The following is a 16,623-nucleotide window of genomic DNA, read 5'->3' as shown; positions in this document are numbered from 1 at the left end:
AGCGCGACCGGATCCGGCGGGGAGATCAGCGCGAGGACGCGGCCGTGCCGCGCGGGTGGTCCGGGTCGTCGTGGTCCTCGGGAAGCTTGCAGATGTGCTGCAGCCACAGCGCCACCGCGATCACCGCCGCGCCGGCCAGCACCGAGAACAGCGCCGTCGCGGCCTGCGCCCGGCGGGCGGCGACCTCCAGCGAGCCGAGCAGGAACACCCCGACGCCCGCGTACACCCCGGTCACCACCGCCGACACCAGCGCACTGGCCTGGCCCAGCACCAGCGCCCGCGCCGCGTGCAGCGGATCGACCCGCTTCGCACCCGGCTGCCGCTCCCGGATCGCCTTCAGCCGCGACCGCAACGAGATCGCCACGGCCAGCAGCACCACGGCGATCGCCGCCAGCACGAACGGCGCGTACGCGGGTACCCCGGGCAGTGTGCCCAGCGAGTCCCACAGCCGGGCGCCGCCCCAGGACAGCAGCCCCGTGATGGCGGTGATGCCGAGCAGCAGGCGGAGACGGAGCGGCTTCACGCGGACGGGCTTCCTTCCCAGTGGTTCGTCCCGGCCTCTTCACGGCCCGGAGGTCCGGCGGGTCACGGCGACCAGCCCACCGTACCGGCCGGGCCGCACCCGCAGGGAGCTACGCCCGCACCCCGCCGGAAGTTCCCGGGCCGCTCACTCCGGCAGTCGCAGCTGCAGGTCGGCGCGCAGCCGCACGCCCTGGCCCTCGGCCCCGCCGAGGCCCGCCAGCAGCTCCGCGACCGGCCCGTGCCCGGGCACCTCGGCCTGCGGGTCGGCGTCCTGCCACGGCGCCAGCACGAACGCCCGCTCGTGGGCACGCGGGTGCGGCAGGGTCAGCTGCGGGTCGTCGCTGAGCACGCCCTCGTAGGTGAGGAGGTCGACGTCCAGGGTGCGGGAACCCCAGCGGACGGTGCGTTCCCGGCCGAACGCGTCCTCCACGGCGTTGGCCCGCTCCAGCAGGTCGCGCGGCGGCAGCGAGGTGCGCAGCACCGCGACGGCGTTGAAGTAGTTGGGCTGGCCGGCGGGCCCGCCCACGGCGTCGGTCTCGTACACCGCGGACAGCGCGGTCACCCGGACACCGGGGGTGTCCTCCAGCGCGTCGACCGCGCCCTGCAGGGTCTCCAGACGGTTGCCCAGGTTGCTGCCGAGCGCGACCGCGGCGGTCCGCGACTCGTGCAGGGTGGACTCCACGCGGTCCACCTTGCCCTGCAGGTCGAACGTGGTCCGCGTGGCGGTCGGGTCTGTGGTGGCCATGGGAGTTCCCTCCACTCGGGCTCCACCGGACGCCATCAGGCGCGGCTCCGGCGGATCGTGATGGTGACGTCGTCGAACGGGACGGCGATCGGGGCGTCGGGCTTGTGCACGACGACCTCGACCTCCTCGACCACCTCGTGCCGCAGGCACTGGTCGGCGATCCGCTGGGCCAGCGTCTCGATCAGGTCGACCGGGTCGCCCGCGATCGCCGCGGTGACCTCCTCCGCGATCACGCCGTAGTGCGCGGTGCGGGTCAGGTCGTCACTCGCGGCGGCCGGACGGGTGTCCAGGAACAGCGTCAGATCGACGACGAAGGTCTGCCCCTCGATCCGCTCCCGTTCGAACACGCCGTGATGGCCGCGGGCACGGAGCCCACGCAGAGTGACGCGGTCCAGCAAAAGAATCACTGCTCCCAGCTGACGGCCCCGCCACGGCGGGGACCGGCGGGCACCGTCGCCCGCCGCCCCTCGAATCTACCTTCGAGTGCTGACCGCCCCGGACCGCCTCCCCGGCTGCCCACCCGATCGGACCGGCCACCGCGGCCCTTGACGGACGGCCCTCACTCCTCCTCGTCGTCCTCGTCGTCGCCGCTGGTGAGAACCGGCGAACCGTGGTGCGACCACAGCTTCCAGCCGTCCGAAGTACGCCGGAACAGGTTCGTCGACACGACCTTCCCGCCGACCAGCGGCCCCAGTTCGCCCTCCTCCTCGGGCTCCCCGCCGGACAGAATGTTCTCCGTGCAGGTGACGAGCGCCACATCTCCCTGCACGTCCACCTCCACATCCGTCAGGAAGAACTGGATGTACTCGGTGTTCGCCATGATCAGCATGTACGAACGCGTCACCTGGGCCCGGCCGACCAGCATCGGCCAGCCCGGGTGCACGCAGAACACCCCGCCCTTGTCGTCCGCCTCGCCCGGGCCCAGCCAGATCGACTCGACGGCGTCCAGGTCCCCGTTCTCCAGGGCCTCGTACAGCGTCTGATTGGCCGCCAGCACGGCTTCCTCGTCCGGTTCCAGCGCCGCTGCCCGGTCGTTGCCGCTCACTGCCTCCGCCACGCCTACCCCCTCTGCTCCGCCTGCTCCCAGGCCGCGACGACTCGTACGGCGTCAGCCGTGCCGGACACGTCATGCACCCGGACCGCCCAGGCACCCGCCTTCGCCGACAGCACCGAGACCGCCGCCGTGGCGTCGTCCCGCTGCCGCGCCGGGCGCAGCTCCCCGGTTTCCGGGTTGGCCAGCAGCGTACCCAGGAAGCGCTTGCGCGAAGCCGCGACCAGCACCGGCCGCCCCAGCGCCGTCAGCGCGTCCAGCCGGCCCAGCAGCGCCCAGTTGTGCGCACTGGTCTTGGCGAACCCCAGGCCCGGGTCCAGGATCAGCTGATCCTCCTTCACCCCCGCCGCGAGCAGGTCCTCCACCCGGACGGTCAGCTCCCGCACCACGTCCGCGACCACGTCCTCGTACACCGCCAGCGCGTCCATGTCCGCCGACTGCCCGCGCCAGTGCATGACCACGAACGGCGCGCCGGTCTCGGCGACCACCCGGGCCATCTCCGCGTCCGCGAGTCCTCCGGACACGTCGTTGACGATCTTCGCCCCCGCCTCCACCGCGGCCCGCGCCACCCCCGCCCGCATGGTGTCCACCGACACCACCACCCCCGCCCGGGCCAGCTCGGCCACCACCGGCACCACCCGGCGCAGCTCCTCCTCCTCCGTCACCCGCAACGCCCCCGGCCGGGTCGACTCCCCACCCACGTCCACCAGGTCAGCCCCCTGCGCCACCAGCTCCAGCCCATGCGCGATCGCCTTCGCCGGATCCAGCCACATCCCCCCGTCCGAGAACGAATCCGGCGTGACATTCACCACCCCCATCACCGCACAACGGTCCAGGACGGGCAGGCCAGGGAGGTTTTCGCTCATACGACCCATTATCGATGCTGAGGAGAGGCAACCAGGGAGAGCACAACCAGGGGCGCGTGGGGGCACCTCCCAGCCCCCTAGGGCTGGGGGAGAACTGCGCGAGCGACCACGCACCCGACAGCCAGGTCGCGAACACGTGCAGGCCACTGCCCTGCGTCGCGATCTTCCTGTCGGGGTGCCTTCCGCCTCGCGCAGTCCCCCGCGCCCCTGATGGTGCTCTCCCCGGTTTCGCCCTACGCGGCCTTGCCCAGCTGCGCCGGAACCTCCGGCATGAGCCCCTGCCGCTGCCGCTTGCGCCCGAACCGCGGCATGCCGAGCGTGATGAACGCCTCCGCCTGCATCGCGGCGAAACCGATCCGCGGGAGGTCGCGGGTCTGCTGGTAGACCAGGAACCGGGGCTCCCAGACCGGCTGGAACTTCGCGTTGAACTTGTACAGCGACTCGATCTGGAACCACCGCGACAGGAACACCAGCAACCCGCGCCAGGCCCGCAGCACCGGCCCGGCGCCGATCCGCTCGCCGCGGGCGAGCGCCGAGCGGAACATCGCGAAGTTCAGCGAGACCCGCCGGATGCCCATCGCCCCGACCTCCTGGAGGGCGGCGACGATCAGCAGTTCGTTGAGGCCGGGGTCGGCCTCCCGGTCGCGGCGCATCAGTTCCAGCGAGATGCCGTCGTCGCCCCACGGGACGAAGTGCAGCACGGCCTTCAGGTCGTCGCCGCCGGAAGCGCCCTCCCCCTCCTCGGGGGCCTTGTGCGCCGTGACGACCACGCAGTCGTCGTCGCCGGCGTCGCCGAAGCGGCCGAGCGCCATGGAGAAGCCGCGTTCGGTGTCGGTGCCGCGCCAGCGGGCGGCCGCGTCGGCGATCTGGCGCTTCTCCTCCAGGGTGAGGTCGCCGACCCGGCGGACCTTGCAGGAGTAGCCGTTGCGTTCGATCCGCTTGACCATCTGGCGGACGTTGCGCATGGCGCGGCCGGAGAGCGAGAAGGTGGAGGTGTCGACGATGGCCTCGTCGCCGAGTTCGAGCGCGTCCAGGTCGGCCTCGCGGGTCCACACCTCACCGCCGACCTCGGAGCAGCCCATGACGGCGGGCACCCAGGCGTGTTCGCGGGCGGTGGTCATGAAGACCTTGATCGCGCCGGGCCAGGCCTCGACGTCGCCGACCGGGTCGCCGGAGGCGAGCATCACGCCGGAGACCACCCGGTAGGAGATCGCGGCCTTGCCGGTGGGCGAGAACAGCACGCTCTTGTCGCGGCGCAGCGCGAAGTAGCCGAGCGAGTCGCGCTTGCCGTGCCGGGCGAGCAGTTCGCGGACCTTGAGTTCGTCCTCGGGGGTGAGCTCGGGTTCGGGCTTCTCGGGGCGCAGCGCCAGGTACGCGGTGGTGAGCGCGGTGACCAGGCCGAGCGCGCCGAGCGAGTAGCCGACCAGGTCGCTGATCCGCTCGCTGGTGTAGTGGATCGGGCCTTCGAAGCCGAACAGGCCGTAGCCGACGTGCTCCAGCCGCTGGTACAGCGACGGGTCGCCGATCTCGTACTTCCACCGGACGGAGACGATCGCCATGCCGATCAGCACCGAGACGGTGCCGAGCACGACGAAGTTGAGCGCCGCGCGCCAGCGGGTGCGCGGGTCGGCCTTGGCGTAGAACTCGCGCTGGTGGATCAGCATCACCACGAACAGCGCCAGCGAGATCGCGGCCTGGACGAACTGGTGCCAGCGCAGCATGTGGAGCGCGGCACCGATCGGCAGCAGCACGCACACGGCGCGCCAGGCGCGCCGCTTGCGGCGGCGCAGCGCGTGCGCGAGCAGCACCAGCACCATGCCGACCATCAGGGTGCCGGCGGCGGCGAGTGTGGTGGTGCCGCCGGGCAGCTGACCGGCCCAGGTGTGCATCCGGGTGGCCCGGAACCGAGGGAAGACCGCGGAGGTGATGTCGATCAGGCCGATCGCCAGACAGGCGTACCCGACGACACCCGGCAGCCACTGCCTCGGTACGGCGGAGGCTTGGGACCGGAGCGCCTGCAGCCCCCGCCGGCGGGGCTGGTCGGATGTCGTCTCAGCAGACACGGGAGCGCTCATGGGAACCCAGCCTAGAGGCACCCGGGCGCTGCTCGCGCACCCCGGGCGCCGGGTTGTGATGAACCTTCATGACTGTTCCTTTTTCTGGCAATCCGCACGTCAAGAGGGGTACACCGGGCGGAGCAAGGGGCCCGCCCGGGGCTCGGTTCGAACGGCTGCGCTCATTGGACCGGGGGACGCGGCGGGTACCACCGATGCCGCACCTGTGGCCGCCGGCCCGGCGGTTCGGCGCGATTCCAACCCGTGGACGCCGCATTCTAGGGCGACGGTTCCCGTTCGTGCAGTCATCCGGTCGTACTGGTTTCCGACGCTCGGTCAGACTACCCCCACTCGCACCCGACGGACCGTCAAACAACGTTGACCGAGCGGGAGTCGAGGAGGGCCGGACGGCATGGAGCTGACCAGCCGGACACTGGTGTACGTGCTGACCGTGGTGGGTGTGGCGGCCCTGATCGCGACCCTCTGGCTGTGGCCGCGACTGTCCCGGCAACGGCCGCTTCCGGTGCTGGGGCGACTAGGGCTACTGACCGTCACTCAAGTGGCGGCGCTTTCGGTGCTGCTCCTGTCGGTGAACAACGCCTACGGCTTCTACACCTCCTGGAACGACCTGCTCCGCCCCGGCAAGGCCGCCCCGCTGGCCCTGAACACCGGGCGCTCCCCCGGCGCCGCCCCCGAGACCGACAAGCTGGTGCAGCCGACCACCGACGGCGGTCTGGAGACGGTCAAGGACGTGCTGCCGGCCGGGCCGCCCGAACAGGTCGGCCGGGTCGACTCGGTGCGGCTGACCGGCACCGAGTCCGGCCTGTCGGATCAGATGTTCGTCTATCTGCCGCCCGAGTACTTCAACCCCCGCTACAACCGCGAGCACTTCCCGGTGCTGGTCGCGCTGGCCGGCTACCCCGGCCCGACGCTGCACCTGGTCGAGAACCTCCAGCTGCCACAGACCGCCGCCGAACTGCAGCGCACCGGACAGATGGCCCCCACCGTGATCGTGATGGCCCGCCCCACCGTCGCCCCGCCGCGGGACACCGAGTGCGTGGACGTGGCGGGCGGCCCGAAGACCGAGACCTGGTTCGTCAAGGACGTGCCGGCCGCGCTGCGCTCCGCGTACCGGGTGGGCCGTACGGCGGAGTCCTGGGGCGTGTTCGGCTACTCCACCGGCGGCTCCTGCGCGCTGCGGCTGGCGATGCGTCACCCCGACGTGTACCGGAACGCCGCCGGGATGCACCCGGACTACGTCGTCCCGAACGACCGGTGGACCGACGGCGACCTGTTCGGGGGCGACGCGGACGCCGCCAAGCACGCCGACCTGAACTGGCGGCTGAAGAACCTGCCCGCACCGGCCTCGACCCTGCTGGTGGTCTCCACCCACGCCGAGGACGACTACCCGGCGACCGAGAAGTTCCTCAGCGCCGCGAAACAGGCCGCCGCCGACCACCCGGAATTCCTGATCGACTCGCTGCTGCTGCCGGACGGCGGCCACACCTTCGACACCTGGCGCCGCGAACTGCCGGCCACCCTGGAGTGGCTCAGCGACCACCTCGCACCCCCGCAGGACCGCGAACCGCGGCCCTGACGGGGGCATCCCTCCCCGGTACTGCCTCTATCGCCCGATGATGAGGCTCATCGCCTCGGCCCGGGTCGCGGGGTCGCGCAGCTGGCCGCGCACCGCCGAGGTGACGGTGGTGGCGCCCGGCTTGCGGATGCCGCGCATCGACATGCACATGTGCTCGCACTCGATCACCACGATGGCGCCGCGCGGCTCCAGGATCCGCATCAGCGCGTCCGCGACCTGGCTGGTGAGCCGCTCCTGCACCTGGGGGCGGCGGGCGAACACGTCGACCAGCCGGGCCAGCTTGGACAGGCCGGTGATCTTGCCGCTGACCGCGGGGATGTAGCCGACGTGCGCGACGCCGCGGAACGGGACCAGGTGGTGCTCGCAGGTGGAGTACACCTCGATGTCCTTGACCAGCACCATCTCGTCGTGGCCGAGGTCGAAGGTGGTGGTGAGCACGTCCTCCGGCTGCTGCCACAGGCCCGCGAATATCTCCCGGTAGGCACGCGCGACCCGGGCGGGGGTCTCCAGCAGGCCCTCCCGGTCCGGGTCCTCACCGACGGCGATGAGCAGTTCGCGGACGGCGTTCTCGGCCCGCTTCTGGTCGAACTCGCGGACGGGGAACTCACCGTCGAGCGTCACCGGATCGATCATGCGTGCCTCGCTGCTCGTCAAAGGGGAAAACAGTGTCCGTGCAGCACGAATGCCGCGCCTCCAGGGTACAAACCCCGGAAACGCGGCATCCATTCCGAACAGGTGCTCGGTCGGTCAGCTCTCGACCTGGCCGCCGTCGGCCGGCGGCAGCTTCACGGTGTCGACCGGGCTGTCGTTGCCGGAGACGGCGCCGTTGCTCAGCGCCAGCTCCTTCGGCGACTGCACCGGCGGCCGGGTGGACGGGGTGCGGCGGGCCGAGCCGGTCCACGCCGGACGCGGGGGACGCTTGATGACCGGAGCGAAGACCTCGGCGATCTGCTCCTTGTTCAGCGTCTCCTTCTCCAGCAGTTCGAGGACCAGGTTGTCGAGCACGTCGCGGTTCTCGACCAGGATCTCCCAGGCCTCGTTGTGCGCGGTCTCGATCAGCTTCTTGACCTCTTCGTCCACCAGCCCGGCGATCTCCTCGGAGTAGTCGCGCTGGTGGGCCATCTCGCGGCCCAGGAAGGGCTCGGAGTCGGAGGTGCCGAACTTGATCGCACCCAGGCGCTCGCTCATGCCGTACTGGGTGACCATGGCCCGCGCGGTGGCGGTGGCCTTCTCGATGTCGTTCGAGGCGCCGGTGGTCGGGTCGTGGAAGACCAGTTCCTCCGCCGCCCGGCCGCCCAGCATGTAGGCGAGCTGGTCGAGCATCTCGTTGCGGGTGGTCGAGTACTTGTCCTCGTCCGGCAGCACCATGGTGTAGCCGAGCGCGCGGCCCCGGGACAGGATGGTGATCTTGTGCACCGGGTCGGAGTAGTTGCAGGCCGCCGCGACCAGGGCGTGACCGCCCTCGTGGTACGCGGTGATCTTCTTCTCCTTGTCGGACATGATCCGCGAGCGCTTCTGCGGACCGGCCACGACGCGGTCGATCGCCTCGTCCAGCATCAGGTTGTCGATCAGCTTCTTGTCGGAGCGCGCGGTGAGCAGCGCCGCCTCGTTCAGCACGTTCGACAGGTCGGCACCGGTGAAGCCGGGGGTGCGCTTGGCGACGGCCGACAGGTCGACGTCGGGCGCGATCGGCTTGCCCTTCTGGTGCACCTTGAGGATGTCCAGCCGGCCCTGGAGGTCCGGGCGGTCGACGGCGATCTGCCGGTCGAAGCGGCCGGGGCGCAGCAGCGCCGGGTCCAGGATGTCGGGGCGGTTGGTGGCGGCGATCAGGATGACGCCACCCTTGACGTCGAAGCCGTCCATCTCGACCAGCAGCTGGTTGAGGGTCTGCTCGCGCTCGTCGTGACCGCCGCCGAGACCCGCACCGCGGTGCCGGCCGACAGCGTCGATCTCGTCGACGAAGATGATCGCCGGGGCGTTGGCCTTGGCCTGCTCGAAGAGGTCGCGGACCCGGCTGGCGCCGACACCGACGAACATCTCGACGAAGTCCGAGCCGGAGATCGAGTAGAACGGGACGCCCGCCTCACCCGCGACGGCGCGGGCCAGCAGGGTCTTGCCGGTACCGGGCGGGCCGTACAGCAGCACGCCCTTGGGGATCTTCGCGCCGACCGCCTGGAACTTGGCCGGCTCCTGCAGGAACTCCTTGATCTCGTGGAGTTCCTCGACGGCCTCGTCGGCGCCCGCGACGTCCGCGAAGGTGGTCTTCGGGGTGTCCTTGGTGAGCAGCTTGGCCTTGGACTTGCCGAACTGCATGACCCGGGAGCCGCCGCCCTGCATCTGGTTCATCAGGAACAGGAAGACCACGACGATGATCACGATCGGCAGCATCGAGAACAGCAGGCTGACGAAGGTCGACTGCTTCTCGGGGCTGACGGTGTAACCGTCCGGGATCTGCCCGCCGGCGTACTTGGTCTGCAGGTTCTTGGCCAGGTCGGCGGCCTGAACGTCGCCGGTGTAGGAGGCCTGGAAGCGGCTGCCGGACGGCGACTTGCCGTTGGCGCCCGGCTTCAGCTTCTGGTTGTCCTGCAGCTGGATCTTGATGAGGTTCGAGTCACCGGTGGTGAGCTGCGCCGACTTCACCTGGTTGTTGTCGATCGCGCTGATGATCTGACCGGTGTCCGCAGTCTTGTAGCCGCTCGAGTCCGAGACGAGCTCCATCAACGCGAACACGGCGAGGGCGGCCAGCACGACCCACATGATCGGCGCACGGAAGTATCGCTTGACGTCCATCCATGCGGGGCGTCACCGCCCCGTCCCTCCTGCCATTCAACGGGCGCTGGTCGGCCGTGGGCCGTGGCGCATCCGATATGTGCTCGTCAGACGAGCGGTTGATTGGACCGTACCGCAGCGGCCCCCGCTCACGACGGGATCACACCACGGTGCAGCCTATTTTCCTACCCCCGCACAACGGGCGGGAACAAGGCACTGTTCCCACCCATCGCCCGAACGGTTCAGCCCCCGTAGACGTGCGGGGCCAGGGTGCCGATGAACGGCAGGTTGCGCAGCTTCTCCGCGTAGTCCAGGCCGTAGCCGACCACGAACTCGTTGGGGATGTCGAAGCCGACGTACTCGACGTCGATCTCCACCTTGGCGGCGTCCGGCTTGCGCAGCAGGGTGCACACCTTCAGCGAGGCCGGGCCGCGGGAACCGAGGTTGCCGAGCAGCCAGGACAGCGTCAGGCCGGAGTCGATGATGTCCTCGACGATCAGCACGTCGCGGCCGGCGATGTCGGTGTCCAGGTCCTTCAGGATGCGCACCACGCCCGAGGACTTGGTGCCCATGCCGTACGAGGAGACCGCCATCCAGTCCATGGTCACCTGGCTGTGCAGGGTCCGGGCCAGGTCAGCCATCACCATCACGGCACCCTTGAGGACGCCGACCAGCAGGAGGTCCTTCCCGGCGTAGTCCTGGTCGATCCGCGCGGCCAGCTCCACCAGCTTGGCGTCGATCTCGTCCTTGCTGATGAGCACCTTCGCGAGGTCTGCGCCCATGTCGTTCTGGTCCACCGGGGATACGTCCTCAAACGTTCGGGGTCTGGGTTCGGCGGCGGCGGTACGACTGGTTCGTGCTCAGTCGCCCTGCCGCCGAAACACCAGCGTGCCACACCGGCGCACGGCTTCGACGCCCCCGGGTAGGTGCAGGGGGCCCTGGCCGCGCCAGCCGGTGACCAGCAGGTCCACGGTTTCCAGGTGGCGGGCGAACAGGTCGCCGGCCGGGCAGCCCGCGCGCAGGGCCGCGCGACGCAGCACCCGACGGCGCACCGCGGGGGGCAGTTCGGAGAGCTTGCCCACGTCGAGGGCCTCGTCGGGGCCGCGCAGGTCGCGTTCGGCGAGGGCCGCCCACTGGTCCAGCGCGTCCGCGTCGTCGCGGAACAGCCGGGCGGTGCGGGCAAGCGCCTCCACCACTCCGCCGCCGAGGTGCTTCTCCAGGACCGGCAGCACCTCGTGGCGGACCCGGGAGCGGGTGTAGGCCGGGTCCGCGTTGTGCGGGTCGTCCCAGACCGGGATGGACTGCGCGGAGCAGGCCTGCCGGGTGGCGGCCCGGTCGAGCTCCAGCAGCGGGCGGCGGTAGCGGCCCTTCTGTGCGGGCATCCCGGCCAGCGAACGGGCGCCGGAGCCACGGGCCAGGCCCAGCAGCACCGTCTCGGCCTGGTCGTCGCGGGTGTGGCCGAGCAGGACGGCGAGCGCGCCGTGGCGTTCGGCGGCGGAGTCCAGCGCGGCGTAGCGGGCCTCCCGGGCGGCGTTCTCCGGGCCGCCCTCGCGGCCGACGTGCACCGCGACCGCCTCCACCGGGTCAAGGCCCAGTTCGCGCAGCCGGACGGCGACCTGTTCGGCGCGTTCCGCGGAGCCGTCCTGCAGGCCGTGGTCGACGGTGACGGCGCCGACCCGCAGGCCGAGCTTGGGGGCCTCGAAGGCGGTGGCGGTGGCCAGGGCCATCGAGTCGGCGCCGCCGGAGACAGCGACCAGCACCAGCGGGGAGCCGGGGGCGGCCGGGGTGCGGGGCAGGCCGGAGGGGTGGCGGCGGGCATTGCCGATCAACGTGCCGGGCACCGTGGCGGTGGTGGCAAGCGCGGGCAGCGGGGCGGCCTGCGCCGGCGGCGCGGTGCGGACGGCGCGCACCGGCTCTCCGGGGGTGACGCCCGCCTCGGCGGCGAGCTCGGTGAGGGTACGGCGGACGGCGAGGCGTATCGCCGCGACAGCGGGGTGTGGGCCCATGGTTGGCACTCCTTGGCGGAGGGGGGGGTACGTCGGCCGCCTGTCAGCTCTCTGTCACCAGGCGCTCACAGATGGTCGCAGAATCCGGCCACCGCCCACGCCCTCCGCGCCAACGGCGGATCCACGGTCCCACGTACGGGTGAATGGAGAAACGTTACGTCTGCCGCCAGGTGTACGACTCGCCCGGTTGACCGTCCACCGCGGGCCCACCTGCCGCCCGACCGGGCGTTCCCGGACATCCGCCTCAGCCGACCACCCGGGCCACCCAGGACGCCGGGTCGTGGATCTCGTCCTTGGTGGGCAGCGTGTTCGGCGAGGTCCACACCCGGTTGAAGCCGTCCATCCCGGCCCGCTCCACCACGCCGCGGACGAACACCGCGCCGTCCTGGTACTGGCGCAGCTTGGCGTCCATGCCGAGCAGCCGGCGCAGCACCAGGTCGAGCCGGCCGCTGCCGCGGTCGCGGCGGCGCTGGAACTTCTCCCGGATCTCCGCCACCGAGGGCACCACGGCCGGGCCGACGCCGTCCATCACTACGTCGGCGTGGCCCTCCAGCAGCGACATCACGGCGGTCAGCCGGGCCAGGATCTCCCGCTGCGCGGGCGTCTGCACCAGGTCGACGAGGCTGCCCGCGGTGGAGCCGTTGCCGCGGCCGCCGAAGCCCGGCAGGCCGCCGAGCGCCTCGCGCAGCCGGTCCAGCAGCGCCGAGGGGTCGACGTCGGTCTGCGCCAGGAACTCCTGCACCTCGGACTGGATGTGGTCGCGCAGCCAGGGCACCGCGGTGAACTGGGTGCGGTGGGTCTCCTCGTGCAGGCACACCCAGAGCCGGAAGTCGTGCGGGTCGACGTCGAGTTCGCGCTCCACCTGGACGATGTTCGGCGCCACCAGCAGCAGCCGTCCGGGCGGCATCGCCAGGCCCCGGCGCGGCTGGTCGAACAGGCCCTCGGGGCTGTCCGGGGCGGTGGGCAGCTCGGCGGGGGCGAAGGTCTCGTACTGGCCGAGCACCTTCGCCGACAGGAACGCCAGCACCGCGCCGACCTCCACGCCGGTGGCCTTGGCGCCCACCGAGCCGACCGCCGCCGTGCCCGGGCCCTCCGGGCGGCGGGCCGCCAGCCGGTCCGTCAGCGGGCGGACCACGGTACGGAAACCCGCCACATTGGCCCGCACCCAGCCGGGCCGGTCGACCACCAGCACGGGGGTGCCGGGGGTGTCCTCGCCCGTTCCCATCCGGGTGAACTCGCGCACGTGCCGCTCGGCCTCGACGGCATGCCGGCGCAGTTCGGAGACCACCGCACGGGCCTCCTCCCGGCCGATCCGGGGCCCGGGCCGGGCCAGGCGCACCGCGGTCGCCACCGCGAGATCCCAGTCGACCATCTCCGCACCGCTGTTCGCGCTCGTCATGCCCTCACGGTACGTGCTCGCCCCCGCCCCCGGGAGACAACTGGGCGTCCGGACAGGCCCTTGGTCTGTCCGGCGGCCTGTCCGGCCCGTTGACGGCGGGTCAGCGGGCCGACGGGGTGTCACCGGGTGATCAGCACCCGCAGGCGGCGAGCTTCGCGACGATCCGGTCGACCGCGGCGCGGGCCGCGGTCGGGTCGGCGCCGGTGCGGGTCATCAGCGCGAACGCCAGCACCCGGCCGTCGGCGTCGACCACGGTGCCGGCCAGCGTGTTGACGCCCTGCAGGGTGCCGGTCTTGGCGCGCACGATGCCGGCCGCCTCGCCGGCCCCGGACTTGGCGCCGAACCGGCCGGCCAGGGTGCCGGTGAAGCCCGCGACCGGCAGGCCGGTGATCACCGGGCGCAGCTCCGGGTGCTGCGGGGAGGCGGCCTCGGCGAGCAGCTTCACCAGGGTGATCGGCGGGATCAGGTTGGCCTTGGCCAGGCCGCTGCCGTCGGTGAGCACCACGCCGGTCATCGGCACCCCGAGCTTGCCGAGTTCGGCGGTGACGGCGCTCGCGCCGCCCTCGAAGCTGGCGGGCTGCTTGGCGGCGAGCGCGGCCTGCCGGGCGACGGCCTCGGCGAGCTGGTTGTCGGAGGTGGTGAGCATCCGCTCCACCACCCGTCCGATCTCCGGCGACTCCACCCGGGCCAGTTCCTTGGCCCCGGCGGGGGCGGTGGCCTGGCCTGCCTTGTTCTGGACGGTGACGCCTTCGGCCTTCAGCAGGTTCGCGAAGGTCTCGGCGGCCTGCCCGGCCGGGTCGAACACCCGGGCCGGGGCCTCGTCGACGGAGCGCGGGTCGATCCGGCCCTCGTCGACCATCAGTGGGGTGACCGCGGCGATGTTCATCGCGTCGTGGTCCTTGTGCAGCAGCGGGCCGCTGTACAGCGAGGTGTCGTAGGACAGCTTGACGCTCGTGGTGCCGGCCGCCTTCAGCGCGGTGGCGGTGCGGCGGGCCAGGTCGGCCATCGAGGCGGGTGCGCTGTCCGCGTCCACGGGGGCGCCGCCGATCCGGATCTGATCGGTGGGCAGCGCCGTCAGGGTGGGGTCGCCGCCGCCGACCAGGGTGATCTCACCGGGGGTGGCGCCCTGCACCACGGTGGTGGCGATCCGGTGGCCGGCCGGCAGCAGCGCCAGGGCGGCGACCGCGGTGGCCAGCTTGGTGGTGGAGGCGGGCGTGGCCGGGGCGTTCTCCTGCGCGCCGAACAGCAGCTCGCCGGTGGCGGCGTCGGCGACCGCGAAGTTCAGGGTGCCCAGCGACTTGTCCTGGACGGTGGCGCCGAGCGCGCCGCGCAGCCCGCTGCCGGTCGGCGGGTGGCTGTCGCCGGCGTCCCCGGCCGGCAGCACCGGGCCCTTGACCGGGACGGCCCGGTGCCGGTCCCCGCGCCGGTCCTGCTTGCCGCGGCCGTTGCCCTGCCCGTCCCCGCCCTGCCCGTGCCCGTCGTCGGCGTGCTTGCCGTGCCCGTCCGAGCGGCTGGCGCCCGGCGAGGGCTGGGCCAGTGCCGGATCGGCGACGGTCAGCACTCCCGCTGCCAGCGCCACCCCCAGGACCCCGACGAGCGCCGTCCTGCGCCCGCGTCCCACCCCTGTCCCTGATCTCACCGACCGGCCCCTTTCCCGAGCACTCCCTGCCGTAGGAGACACTTGGATTCTGTCAGTCCCCACCCTTGGAGGAAGCGTTGGAGTTCGACGTCCTGATCGAGATCCCGAAGGGCTCGCGCAACAAGTACGAGGTCGACCATGAGACCGGTCGCCTCCGTCTGGACCGCATGCTCTTCACCTCGACCCGCTACCCGGCCGACTACGGCTACGTCGAGGGCACCCTCGCGGACGACGGCGACCCGCTGGACGCGCTGGTCATCCTGGAGGAGCCGACCTTCCCGGGCTGCCTGATCAAGTGCCGCGCCATCGGCATGTTCCAGATGACCGACGAGGCCGGCGGCGACGACAAGCTGCTGTGCGTCCCGGCGACCGACCCGCGCTGGTCGCACCTGCAGGACATCAACGACGTGTCGGAGTTCGACCGTCTGGAGATCCAGCACTTCTTCGAGGTCTACAAGGACCTGGAGCCCGGCAAGTCCGTCCAGGGCGCCGACTGGGTCGGCCGGGCCGAGGCCGAGGCCGAGGTCGAGGCCTCGATCAAGCGCCTCCAGGAGCAGGGCGGCCACTGAGCCGTCACGCCCTTCGGGGTGGCCCGCAGTGCCCGTGCGAGGGGCGGGAGTCCGACACCGGACTCCCGCCCCTCGCCGGTTTCCGGCGGCCGGTCAGCCGTCGTTGTCGTCGAGCCTGAACCCGACCTTCAGGCCGACCTGGAAGTGCTTCACCGCCCCGTCCTCGATGTGGCCGCGGACCTGCACCACCTCGAACCAGTCGAGGTGGCGCAGGGTGCGGCCGGCGCGGGCGATGCCGTTGCAAATGGCGGCGTCCACCCCCTCGTGCGAGGAGCCGACGATCTCGGTGACCCGGTAGGTGTGGTCGGACATGGCAGGTACTCCCTGTGCGGCGGTGGCGGGCACTCCCCCGCCGTCCACCGTGCACCAGAGCGCCGGGGCGGGCATCCCGGCTTCGCCCGACGGGGCGTCAGAACGCCGCGCGGACCTCGCCGACCACCGCGCCGCCGCCGTGCAGCGGGGCGGAGGCGATCCGTTCCAGCACCGGGTCCTGGACGCCGAGGCGGCGCAGCGCGGCCGCCAGCACCGGGCCGCGGGCGCGCTCCGCGCCGTCCTCGATCTTGAACGCCAGGGCCCGGCCGTCGGCCAGCGCGACCACCTGGACGGCCTCGGCGCCCATCTTGGACAGCGTGCCGGGCACCGCAAGCATCAGCCAGGTGTCGGCCCGGCGGGTGCCGGCCACGTACTCGGGGTGGGCGCGCATCGCGTCGGCCACCCGGCGCTGCACGGTACCGGGCTCGGCCAGCACCAGGGCGCGGTAGCCGCGGGCCAGGCCGGTCAGCGAGACGGCCAGCAGCGGGGCGCCGCAGCCGTCGGTGCCGGTGTGCGCGGCCGGCTCGCCGGTGGTCTCCTCCAGCGCGGTACGGGCCAGGCGCTGGATCGGGTGTTCGGGGTCGAGGTAGGACGCCAGGTCCCAGCCGTTGGCGGCGCAGGCGGCCAGCCAGCCGGCGTGCTTGCCGGAGCAGTCCATCATGATCGGCGCCCGTTCCCCGCCGGAGCGCAGCAGTTCCTCCGCCTCGACCTCGTCCAGCGGCAGCTCGGCGGGGGTGCGCAGGGCGGCCTCGGTGAGGCCCGCGTCGGCCAGCATCCGGCGGACCGCGGCCCGGTGGAAGGGCTCCGCGGAGTGGCTGGAGGCGGCCAGTGCGAGCTGCTCGCCGTGCAGCTCCAGGCCGGCCCGCAGGGTGGCCATCGCCTGGAACGGCTTGGCGGTGGAGCGCGGGTAGACCGGCAGATCGGGGGTGCCCAGCGTGTACGCGACGGTGCCGTCGGCGTCGAGCAGGACCAGCGAACCGCGGTGGCGGCCCTCGGTGAAACCGGAGCGTATGACCTCGGCGAGGGCGGGCAGGGCGGACTGCGACACGGGTGGTCTCCAGGACGTGCGGTGAGGGTGGGTGGGCTCCGGCCGC

The 16,623-nt window shown here is 72.2% G+C and carries 16 protein-coding genes; 2 read left to right on the top strand and 14 right to left on the bottom strand.

From position 1 onward, the window contains the following. Positions 1-25: 25 nt before the first annotated feature. From ACGFWJ_RS08355 to ACGFWJ_RS08330, 6 genes are all read right to left on the bottom strand, one after another. On the bottom strand, positions 26-523 hold the full coding sequence (locus ACGFWJ_RS08355) for a DUF3180 domain-containing protein (protein WP_387638690.1): 498 nt from the start codon (positions 521-523) through the stop codon (positions 26-28). Between the two features lie 144 nt (positions 524-667). Further along, positions 668-1,267, bottom strand: coding sequence for a 2-amino-4-hydroxy-6-hydroxymethyldihydropteridine diphosphokinase (folK, locus tag ACGFWJ_RS08350; protein ID WP_392946604.1), 600 nt, complete (start codon positions 1,265-1,267; stop codon positions 668-670). 35 nt (positions 1,268-1,302) lie between these two features. Then, positions 1,303-1,662: a dihydroneopterin aldolase gene (gene folB / locus ACGFWJ_RS08345; protein ID WP_392947220.1), complete on the bottom strand. Its 360-nt coding sequence runs from the start codon at positions 1,660-1,662 to the stop codon at positions 1,303-1,305. Positions 1,663-1,826: 164 nt separating this feature from the next. Beyond that, positions 1,827-2,324: a nuclear transport factor 2 family protein gene (locus ACGFWJ_RS08340; protein WP_387638694.1), complete on the bottom strand. Its 498-nt coding sequence runs from the start codon at positions 2,322-2,324 to the stop codon at positions 1,827-1,829. A 2-nt stretch (positions 2,325-2,326) separates the two neighbouring features. Next, positions 2,327-3,193 (bottom strand): dihydropteroate synthase, encoded by an 867-nt coding sequence (gene folP / locus ACGFWJ_RS08335; RefSeq protein ID WP_387638697.1) that lies wholly within the window; start codon positions 3,191-3,193, stop codon positions 2,327-2,329. Between the two features lie 224 nt (positions 3,194-3,417). Continuing rightward, positions 3,418-5,259, bottom strand: coding sequence for a phosphatidylglycerol lysyltransferase domain-containing protein (locus ACGFWJ_RS08330; RefSeq protein ID WP_392946602.1), 1,842 nt, complete (start codon positions 5,257-5,259; stop codon positions 3,418-3,420). Positions 5,260-5,650: 391 nt separating this feature from the next. On the opposite strand from ACGFWJ_RS08330, the gene ACGFWJ_RS08325 reads away from it, so the two are divergent. Further along, complete coding sequence (locus tag ACGFWJ_RS08325) at positions 5,651-6,835, top strand: alpha/beta hydrolase (protein ID WP_392946600.1); 1,185 nt, start codon at positions 5,651-5,653, stop codon at positions 6,833-6,835. Positions 6,836-6,862: 27 nt separating this feature from the next. Here the strand turns inward: ACGFWJ_RS08325 and folE are convergent, their stop codons facing one another. The 6 genes from folE to dacB form a co-directional block, all read right to left on the bottom strand. After that, positions 6,863-7,468, bottom strand: a complete 606-nt coding sequence (gene folE / locus ACGFWJ_RS08320; protein WP_387638704.1) for a GTP cyclohydrolase I FolE — start codon at positions 7,466-7,468, stop codon at positions 6,863-6,865. Between the two features lie 114 nt (positions 7,469-7,582). Further along, entirely contained in the window at positions 7,583-9,625 is a 2,043-nt protein-coding gene (gene ftsH / locus ACGFWJ_RS08315; protein WP_387638706.1) for an ATP-dependent zinc metalloprotease FtsH, read from the bottom strand. 221 nt (positions 9,626-9,846) lie between these two features. Further along, on the bottom strand, positions 9,847-10,401 hold the full coding sequence (gene hpt, locus ACGFWJ_RS08310) for a hypoxanthine phosphoribosyltransferase (RefSeq protein ID WP_043915585.1): 555 nt from the start codon (positions 10,399-10,401) through the stop codon (positions 9,847-9,849). Positions 10,402-10,464: 63 nt separating this feature from the next. Then, the gene (gene tilS, locus ACGFWJ_RS08305) at positions 10,465-11,610 is read right to left on the bottom strand and encodes a tRNA lysidine(34) synthetase TilS (protein ID WP_392946596.1); all 1,146 of its coding nucleotides are present in this window, start codon (positions 11,608-11,610) and stop codon (positions 10,465-10,467) included. A gap of 244 nt (positions 11,611-11,854) precedes the next feature. Continuing rightward, a complete protein-coding gene (locus ACGFWJ_RS08300; RefSeq protein WP_387865848.1) occupies positions 11,855-13,009 on the bottom strand; it encodes a zinc-dependent metalloprotease in 1,155 nt (384 codons plus the stop codon). Between the two features lie 130 nt (positions 13,010-13,139). After that, positions 13,140-14,588, bottom strand: a complete 1,449-nt coding sequence (gene dacB, locus ACGFWJ_RS08295; RefSeq protein ID WP_392946593.1) for a D-alanyl-D-alanine carboxypeptidase/D-alanyl-D-alanine-endopeptidase — start codon at positions 14,586-14,588, stop codon at positions 13,140-13,142. Positions 14,589-14,725: 137 nt separating this feature from the next. Between dacB and ACGFWJ_RS08290 the strand changes: the two genes are divergently transcribed. Further along, positions 14,726-15,217 (top strand): inorganic diphosphatase, encoded by a 492-nt coding sequence (locus tag ACGFWJ_RS08290; RefSeq protein WP_387638715.1) that lies wholly within the window; start codon positions 14,726-14,728, stop codon positions 15,215-15,217. Positions 15,218-15,310: 93 nt separating this feature from the next. Here the strand turns inward: ACGFWJ_RS08290 and ACGFWJ_RS08285 are convergent, their stop codons facing one another. Together ACGFWJ_RS08285 and ACGFWJ_RS08280 are read right to left on the bottom strand one after the other, a co-directional pair. Then, positions 15,311-15,529 (bottom strand): dodecin, encoded by a 219-nt coding sequence (locus ACGFWJ_RS08285; protein ID WP_392946589.1) that lies wholly within the window; start codon positions 15,527-15,529, stop codon positions 15,311-15,313. Positions 15,530-15,626: 97 nt separating this feature from the next. Continuing rightward, positions 15,627-16,577 (bottom strand): asparaginase, encoded by a 951-nt coding sequence (locus tag ACGFWJ_RS08280; RefSeq protein ID WP_392946586.1) that lies wholly within the window; start codon positions 16,575-16,577, stop codon positions 15,627-15,629. Between the last annotated feature and the right edge of the window lie 46 nt (positions 16,578-16,623).

Source organism: Kitasatospora sp. NPDC048407, from assembly GCF_043200475.1.
Classification (GTDB): domain Bacteria; phylum Actinomycetota; class Actinomycetes; order Streptomycetales; family Streptomycetaceae; genus Kitasatospora.
Note: the sequence above shows the minus strand (reverse complement) of the source record. Positions and strands in the feature narration are given on the sequence as shown.

Coding starts and splice junctions, on each gene's coding strand:
- folK (WP_392946604.1), bottom strand. CDS start 1,267: ATGGCCACCACAGACCCGACCGCCACGCGGACCACGTTCGACCTGCAG.
- folP (WP_387638697.1), bottom strand. CDS start 3,193: ATGGGTCGTATGAGCGAAAACCTCCCTGGCCTGCCCGTCCTGGACCGT.
- ACGFWJ_RS08330 (WP_392946602.1), bottom strand. CDS start 5,259: ATGAGCGCTCCCGTGTCTGCTGAGACGACATCCGACCAGCCCCGCCGG.
- ACGFWJ_RS08325 (WP_392946600.1), top strand. CDS start 5,651: ATGGAGCTGACCAGCCGGACACTGGTGTACGTGCTGACCGTGGTGGGT.
- folE (WP_387638704.1), bottom strand. CDS start 7,468: ATGATCGATCCGGTGACGCTCGACGGTGAGTTCCCCGTCCGCGAGTTC.
- ftsH (WP_387638706.1), bottom strand. CDS start 9,625: ATGGACGTCAAGCGATACTTCCGTGCGCCGATCATGTGGGTCGTGCTG.
- tilS (WP_392946596.1), bottom strand. CDS start 11,610: ATGGGCCCACACCCCGCTGTCGCGGCGATACGCCTCGCCGTCCGCCGT.
- ACGFWJ_RS08300 (WP_387865848.1), bottom strand. CDS start 13,009: ATGACGAGCGCGAACAGCGGTGCGGAGATGGTCGACTGGGATCTCGCG.
- ACGFWJ_RS08285 (WP_392946589.1), bottom strand. CDS start 15,529: ATGTCCGACCACACCTACCGGGTCACCGAGATCGTCGGCTCCTCGCAC.